The organism is Streptomyces oryzae (assembly GCF_017676365.1).
Classification (GTDB): Bacteria; Actinomycetota; Actinomycetes; order Streptomycetales; family Streptomycetaceae; genus Streptomyces; species Streptomyces oryzae.
The window spans coordinates 1-7,031 of the sequence record NZ_JADKMA010000277.1 but is presented as its reverse complement, the minus strand read 5'-3'; the positions used below and the strand labels follow the sequence as shown (position 1 = coordinate 7,031).

The 7,031-nt window shown below is 73.2% G+C and carries 6 protein-coding genes; 3 read left to right on the top strand and 3 right to left on the bottom strand.

The window, feature by feature from the left end; all coding sequences use genetic code 11:
• The 3 genes from ITI46_RS32170 to dprE1 form a co-directional block, all read right to left on the bottom strand.
• On the bottom strand, positions 1-2,256 hold a 2,256-nt coding region (locus tag ITI46_RS32170), incomplete at its 3' end, for a bifunctional glycosyltransferase/CDP-glycerol:glycerophosphate glycerophosphotransferase (RefSeq protein ID WP_209243477.1).
• Positions 2,257-2,381: 125 nt separating this feature from the next.
• Positions 2,382-3,155: a decaprenylphospho-beta-D-erythro-pentofuranosid-2-ulose 2-reductase gene (dprE2, locus tag ITI46_RS32165; RefSeq protein WP_209243476.1), complete on the bottom strand. Its 774-nt coding sequence runs from the start codon at positions 3,153-3,155 to the stop codon at positions 2,382-2,384.
• Positions 3,156-3,265: 110 nt separating this feature from the next.
• Positions 3,266-4,684, bottom strand: coding sequence for a decaprenylphosphoryl-beta-D-ribose oxidase (gene dprE1, locus ITI46_RS32160; protein WP_247746923.1), 1,419 nt, complete (start codon positions 4,682-4,684; stop codon positions 3,266-3,268).
• 153 nt (positions 4,685-4,837) lie between these two features.
• Between dprE1 and ITI46_RS32155 the strand changes: the two genes are divergently transcribed.
• The 3 genes from ITI46_RS32155 to ITI46_RS32145 form a co-directional block, all read left to right on the top strand.
• On the top strand, positions 4,838-5,401 hold the full coding sequence (locus ITI46_RS32155; RefSeq protein WP_372452121.1) for a phosphatase PAP2 family protein: 564 nt from the start codon (positions 4,838-4,840) through the stop codon (positions 5,399-5,401).
• Entirely contained in the window at positions 5,394-6,386 is a 993-nt protein-coding gene (locus tag ITI46_RS32150) for a decaprenyl-phosphate phosphoribosyltransferase (RefSeq protein WP_209243475.1), read from the top strand. Before ITI46_RS32155 ends, ITI46_RS32150 begins: the two co-directional genes overlap by 8 nt.
• 191 nt (positions 6,387-6,577) lie before the next feature.
• The coding region (locus ITI46_RS32145) for a GtrA family protein (RefSeq protein ID WP_209243474.1) at positions 6,578-7,031 on the top strand (454 nt) is incomplete at its 3' end.

Below are 7,031 nucleotides of genomic sequence, written 5' to 3'. Positions count from 1 at the left end.
GGCAGTGGGGGTCGGAGATCGTGCTGGGGGGGCGGGCGAGGGCGCGGGTGCGGGCCGTCGCTCGGCGAGCGGTACGACGGGAGGGCCGGCCGCGCCGTCCGACGTGCCGCCCAGAAACACCTGCCGCACCACGCGCTCGGCCGCGTGCCCGTCGTCCCACGGGCAGAACCGCTCCCGGAAGGCGGCGCGGAGGGCACGCGCATGCTCGGTGGCGTAGGCGCCGGTGGCGAGGATGTCGATCAGCTCGTCCTCGCTGCGCGCCACGGCCCCCGGCGCCATGGCCGTCACATCGAAGTAGGTGCCGCGTGCCGCCCGGTAGCTCTCCCAGTCGGGGGCGTGGATCACCAGCGGCCGGTCGAGATTGGCATAGTCGAACATCAGCGACGAGTAGTCGGTGACCAGCAGATCCGAGGCCAGACACAGCTCCTCGACCGAGGGGTGGGCGCTCACGTCGATCAGCCCGCCCGGCGGCTCGCACGGCAGCCCCTCGTCGGCGTGGAAGTAGTGCGAACGCGCCAGTACGACGAAGGAGGGGCCCAGCGCCGCCACCAGCCGCGCCAGATCGAGCCAGGGCTGCCGGCCGCGCTGGTAGTCGCGGTGGGTGGGCGCGTACAGCACCGCGGTCACCCGGTCGGGGATGCCCAGCTCGGCGCGGATCCGGGTCACATCGGCGGCGGTCGTGGTCTGGAAGACGTCGTTGCGCGGGTGGCCGGACTCCAGCGTGGTGTACGGCGAGGGGTAGGCGCGCTCCCACACCAGCGTGGAGTGCGGGTTGGCGGAGAGGCTGTAGTCCCAGCGGTCGGCGTGCTCCAGCAGCCGCTGAAAATCCATGCCGTCCGCGGCGGCCGGATAGGCCATCAGGTCGAGACCCATGGTCTTGAGCGGGGTGCCGTGGTGGGTCTGGAGGAGGAGCTGCCCGGTCCGTTTGCGGTAGCCGTGCGGCAGATTGACGTTGCTGACCAGGAACCGCGCGCGGGCCAGCGCGGTCCAGTACGCCGCCGAGCCCGGCCGCAGCTGCCGTACGCCGGGCGGGAGGGTGTGGGCGTACGCGGGGTCGCATATCCACGCGGTACGGATGCCGGGGACCAGCTCTCGGGCCTTCGCCTCGATCGCGGCCGGGTTGCAGGAGTAGCCCCGGCCCCAGTACGCGGAGAAGACGGCGAGGTCCGGGTCGAGGGGGCGGCGGCGCTGGAGGAGGTAGTGCCCGCGCAGCGCCGCCTTGCGTATCAGGGAGCGCGCCGTGCGCAGCCGGGCGCTCACCGCACGCCGCGCCCGTCCGGCGTACGAGAGCAGCCGGAAGGCGCGGTGTGCGCCGCAGCGCACCAGAAGCCGGCGCAGCCGCCGGGCCGCCGGCCCGGCCGGACCGTCAGCGCCGGGCGCGGGCCGGTACCGCCGGCAGTGGGTACGCGCTCGGCGCAGGAACTCGGCGCGGGCCGAGCGCGGCAGCCGGCCGGGAGCGCTGTGGATGGTGGCGAAGTGGTCGGTCATCCGCTGGTGCAGATGGGGCCGCCAGCGCGCCAGTTCGGGCCGGTCGTCCAGAAAGGCGAACAGCCGGTCGTACTGGTCGAAGACGTCGAAGTGGCCGCGTCCCCTGGTCGTCAGAATGCTGCCGCCACGCCGCTGCCGGTAGTGCACGCAGACCCGCTCCAGCGTGGCGATGGTGCGCGCGGTGAGCAGTACGGGGAACGACCAGGGCGTGTCCTCGTACTTGCCCGGCGGAAAGGCCAGGTTCTCGCGGCGCAGGAAATCGCGGCGGTACGCCTTGCTCCAGGCGAAGGCGGGCAGCCGCAGCAGCTCGGGCCGCTCGGCGATGGTGCACACGGCGGGCCCCGCCTCGGGTGCCAGCAGCGCGGAGTGGGCCGGCGGCCCGAGGGAGCCGTCCCAGTAGGCGGGCGCGAAGTCGAACACCAGCACGTCCGGGTCGCTGGTCGCCGAGAGCCGTTCGGCCAGCGCCCGCAGGGTTCCGGGCGCCATGGTGTCGTCGCTGTCGAGGTAGAGGACGTAGTCGCCGCGGGCGCATGCGGTGCCGGTGTTGCGGGCCGGTCCCAGTCCGCCGTTCTGCGCCAGATGGATGACGGTGACCCGGGGGTCGGCCGCGGCATAGGCGTCCAGGATCTCGCCGCTGGAGTCGGGGGAGTCGTCGTCCACGGCGATCAGTTCGAAGTCGCCGAAGCACTGGCCGAGTACGGAGTCGAGGCACTCGTGCAGATATGCCTGGACCTTGTGGACGGGGACGATCACGCTGAAACGGGGCACAATCAATTTGTCCCATATGCGGCACTACGTCACATCCCGACGCCGCGCCCCGTCAGGGGCGCGGGGAACTGCGCGACCAGCCACAGACAAGCGGCAGTCGGCAAACCCCAGAAAGGGGCACCCCCTCAACCGGGCAGCCGCCGAAAGAGCGCACGCGGCAGATGCCGCAACACCCCCATCACGGGCCCCAGCACGCCGGGCACCCACACAGTCGACGCCCGGCGCCGCACCCCGTGCTCGATCACCTCCGCCACGGCGCCCGGCGTCGTGGCGAACGGCGCCGGCGCCCGCCCCGCCGTCATCCGGCTGTGCACGAACCCGGGCCGCACCACCAGCACGTGCACCCCGCTGCCGTGCAGCGCGTCCCCCAGACCCTGCGCAAACGCGTCCAGCCCCGCCTTGCTCGACCCGTAGATGAAGTTCGCCCGCCGGGCCCGCTCACCCGCAACAGAGGAGAGCACCACCAGCGAACCGTGCCCCTGAGCACGCAACGCCCTCGCACACACCAGCCCGGAAGAGACCGCGCCGGTGTAGTTCGTACGGGTGACGCGCACGGCGGCCATCGGGTCGTCCTCGTCGCTGCGCTGGTCGCCCAGCACCCCGAAGGCGAGCAGCACCAGATCGATGTCGCCCTCAGCGAAGACCTTCTCCAGCACCTCCTCGTGGGTTTCGGGGGCGAGGGCGTCGAACGGGACCGTACGGACGGTGACCTCGGCACCGTGCGCCGCGGCCTCGTCCCGCAGCCCGGCCGCCGCCGCGTCCAGCCCGGGCCCTGGCCGGCTGGCGAGCCACACCGTACGGGCGCGGCGGGCCATGAAGCGGCGCACGGTCGCCAGCGCGATCTCGGAGGTGCCGCCCAGCACGAGCAGCGACTGCGGGGAACCGAAGGCGTCCTTCATAGGTGCTCCTCAAAAAACGGGGTCACAGCATTGTTTTGTTCGCTTCTCCGCCCCCGCGGCGGTCCGCGGCTTTCGTTGTAAGCGCCGCCCGGCAGCCGCAGGGGCGTCGCTCACAGCGCCAGCCGCCGTGCCAGGTCCGAGGTGAACAGGCCGCGCGGGTCCAGCCGCGCGCGCAGTGCCCGGAAGTCGTCCAGCCGCGGATACATCGCGGGCAGCAACTCGGGCCGCATTCGCGCGTCCTTGGCCAGATACAGCCGCCCGCCGGCCACGGCCACCTCCTCGTCCAGCAGATCGAGGAAGTCCGCGAGGCCCGGCAGCCCGGCCGGGATGTCCAGCGCCAGCGTCCAGCCCTCGGTGGGGAAGGAGAGCCATCCCGGGTCCCCGGGGCCGAACCGCTTGAGTACGGCGAGGAAGGACGGGCAGGAGCGGCGCGAGATGAGCCGCACGATGCGGCGCAGCGCGTCGTCGTGCTCGTGCCCCACCACGCACTGCCACTGCACGAAGCCCGCGCTGCCGTAGACCCGGTTCCAGTGCGGCAGCCCGTCCAGCGGGTGGAAGAACGAGGCGAGCCGCTGGAGTTCGCCCCGGCGGCGGCGCGGCGCCTTGTGGTACCAGAGCTTGTTGAACGCGCCCACCGTGCTGCCCCGCAGCAGCCCGCCCGGGACGGTGCGCGGCGCGGGCGGCAGCCGCACCGGGCGGAAGGCCAGCGGCTCCCTGCGGGCCGCACGCGCCGGCCGGCCGCGCCCCTCCAGTGCCGCCAGCGGCGCGTGGTCGCCGCGGGTCAGCACGGCGCGTCCGGCAGCCGTACCGCGCGCCAGCAGATCGATCCAGGCCACCGAGTAGCGGTAGCGGTGGTCGGTCGCGGTCAGCGTCGCCAGCAGCGAGTCCAGATCGGGCAGCCGCTCGGTGTCCACCGTCATCAGCGACGTCTCCACCGGCAGCAGCCGCACCGTCGCGCTCAGCACCAGTCCGGTCAGCCCCATACCGCCCGCCGTCGCGTCGAACAGCTCGCTGCCGGGCGCCACCTGACGCACCTGCCCGTCGGCCGTCAGCAGTTCCAGGGAGCGCACATGGCGGGTGAACGAGCCGGAGACATGGTGGTTCTTGCCGTGGATGTCCGCGCCGATCGCTCCGCCGACCGTCACATAGCGGGTCCCCGGCGTGACGGGCACGAACCAGCCCAGCGGCAGCAGCACCGTCATCAGCCGGTGCAGGCTGACCCCTGCCTCGCAGGTCACCGTCCCGGCCGCCGCGTCGATCGCCAGCACCCGGTCCAGACCCGTGGTGTCCAGCACGGTGCCGCCCGCGTTCTGCGCCGCGTCCCCGTAGGACCGCCCCAGTCCGCGTGGAATGCTGCCGCGCGCCCCGCACGCCAGTACGGCCTCCACCGCCTCCTGCCGGGTATGCGGCCGCAGCACCTGGGCGCCGGTCGGTGCCGTCCTGCCCCAGCCGGTCAGCAGCCGGGCGGTGCGGTCGGACGGTGCAGCTCGTCGTGCGGTCGCGGCGCGCTGGGTGTGCTGAACGGGCATGAACGTGACGGTAAGTGCCGCGAGATGCCACGGAGGGGAGGCCGTGCCCGCAGCCGTGATCCGTGTCGCTGAACGTGTCGCTGAAAGGGTGAAAGGCCGAGTGTCGGGCCGCAGCTCGGCCGAAGGCGGCGCGGGGCGCGGCAGAGTCGGACCGTGGCAGCGAGAACGGCCCGACGATGGGGGCAGTGGGAACGGCGGTTGTTGTACGCGCTGGGCGAGACCGCGGCCGACGCCCGGGTGGCCGGTGCGGCGCGCGCCCTGTCCTGGAGCGGGGAGCACGCCGCCGTCTGGCTCCTGGTCGGGCTCGCCGGCGCCGCCACCGACCGTACGCAGCGGGAGCGCTGGCTCAAGGGCACCGGGCTCGTGGGCGCCGCGCACCTGGCCAGCATGGGGATCAAGCGGGTCGTGCGCCGCCCGCGCCCCGGACTGGCCGGCCGCGCCCCGCTGGTACGGACGGCCGGACGGCACTCCTTCCCCAGCTCCCACGCCGCCTCGGCGAGTGCGGCGGCACTGGCGCTCGGCGGACTGCGGCACCGGTCGCTGGGCGGGGCGCGGCACGGAACGCCGCTTGCCGCGCTGGCGGCGCTGATGTGCGTCTCCCGGCTGATCGCGGGCGTCCACTACCCCTCGGACGTGCTCGCGGGCGCCGCACTGGGCGCGCTGACCGTGCGGCTGGGCACGCGCGGCCCGCGGCGGAGAGGGCTGCCGGATGGCTGAGCGCTCCACGCTGACCGGCAGCCACGCGCCGCACCCGGCGGAACCGGCCACCGAGCCCCGCCACTCAGCCCCCGCGGCCGCACCCGCGGGGCGCCCGCGCGGATTCGCCGGCACCCTCCCGGGCGGGCTGCTGCTGACCGTGCGGCCCCGCCAGTGGGTCAAGAACCTGCTCGTCGTCGCCGCTCCCGCTGCCGCAGGGCAGCTCGCCGCCGTCCATACGGTGCTCGAACTCGGCCTGGTCTTCGCGCTGTTCACCGCCGCCGCCTCGGCCGTCTACCTGCTCAACGACGCCCGCGACGCGGAGGCCGACCGCGCGCACCCCGACAAGTGCCGCCGCCCCGTCGCCGCTGGAACCGTCCCGGTGCCGCTCGCCTACTCCCTCGGCGCACTGCTCGCCCTGGCCTCGGCGGTGGCGGCAGCACTGCTGTGCAACACCGCGACAGCGGCCCTGCTGGTGACCTATGTGGTCATGCAGATCGCCTACTGTCTGCGGCTCAAGCGGGTGCTGGTGGTCGATCTGGCCGTGGTGACGGCCGGGTTCGTGATGCGGGCCATGTCCGGCGGGCTGGCCCTGGAGATTCCGCTCTCCCGCTGGTTCCTGATCACCGCCGGGTTCGGCGCCCTGTTCATGGTCGCGGGCAAGCGCTACTCGGAAGCCCTGCTGATGGGCGAGGGCGAGGGCGGCACCCGGGCACTGCTGCGTGAGTACACCGTCGGCTACCTCCGCTTCGTGTGGCAGCTCGCGGCGGGGGCGGCAGTACTCGCGTACTGCCTTTGGGCCTTGGGGACCGACGCGGGTGCCGGTGTCTCCCTGTGCCGGCAGCTGTCGATGGTCCCGCTGATCCTCGCGGTCCTGCGGTACGCGGTCTTCATTGATCGCGGGGCAGCGGGCTCCCCCGAGGACGTGTTGCTGCGGGACCGCGCTTTGGCCGTCACGGCCGTGTGCTGGGGGCTTTTGTACGGGCTGTCGGTCGCGGGGTTGTAAGGCATGTCCGATGAGGGGGTGCCCCTGTCCGTCGGTTGCGGACTGCGGGTTGCTTGTGGCTGGTCGCGCAGTTCCCCGCGCCCCTTGATTGTTCCCCGCAAGCTTGGGCAGTCTGCTCCCCCAAGCTCTTCGAGCAGGGGGCATCCCCAGGCGCAGGGCTGGCAAGCGCAGCCCCCCATGCGGGGCACCCTATGACCAAGCCGCGAGCCCTCTGCACAGAGTTCGCGGGGTTCGCCACAGTGGGGGCCATCGCCTTCGCGGCAGACCTCGGCACCTTCCTCTACCTCCGCGGCCCCGCCGGAATGAACCCGATGTACGCCAAAGCCCTCTCGTTCATTGCCGGTGTAGCGGTCGCGTACACCGGCAACGCGCTGGGCCCCTACCGGCTGCGCGACCGCAGGGTGGCCGGGCGCTGGCGCAGGTTCTCCGTCTTCGTCCTGGTCAACGCCGCGGGCGGCGCCGTCCAGCTGGGCTGCCTCGGGGTGTCCCGTTACATGCTGGGACTGACCTCCACCCTCGCCGACGTGGTCTCCGGCGCCGGGATCGGCCTCGTACTGGGCACAGCCGTGCGGTTCTGGGGAACGCGCACGCTGGTGTTCTCACATGCGCCCGCCCCCGACCCTGAGGGGGGAGGGGGGCGGGGGC

Coding starts and splice junctions, on each gene's coding strand:
- dprE2 (WP_209243476.1), bottom strand. CDS start 3,155: ATGAAGGACGCCTTCGGTTCCCCGCAGTCGCTGCTCGTGCTGGGCGGC.
- dprE1 (WP_247746923.1), bottom strand. CDS start 4,684: ATGCCCGTTCAGCACACCCAGCGCGCCGCGACCGCACGACGAGCTGCA.
- ITI46_RS32150 (WP_209243475.1), top strand. CDS start 5,394: ATGGCTGAGCGCTCCACGCTGACCGGCAGCCACGCGCCGCACCCGGCG.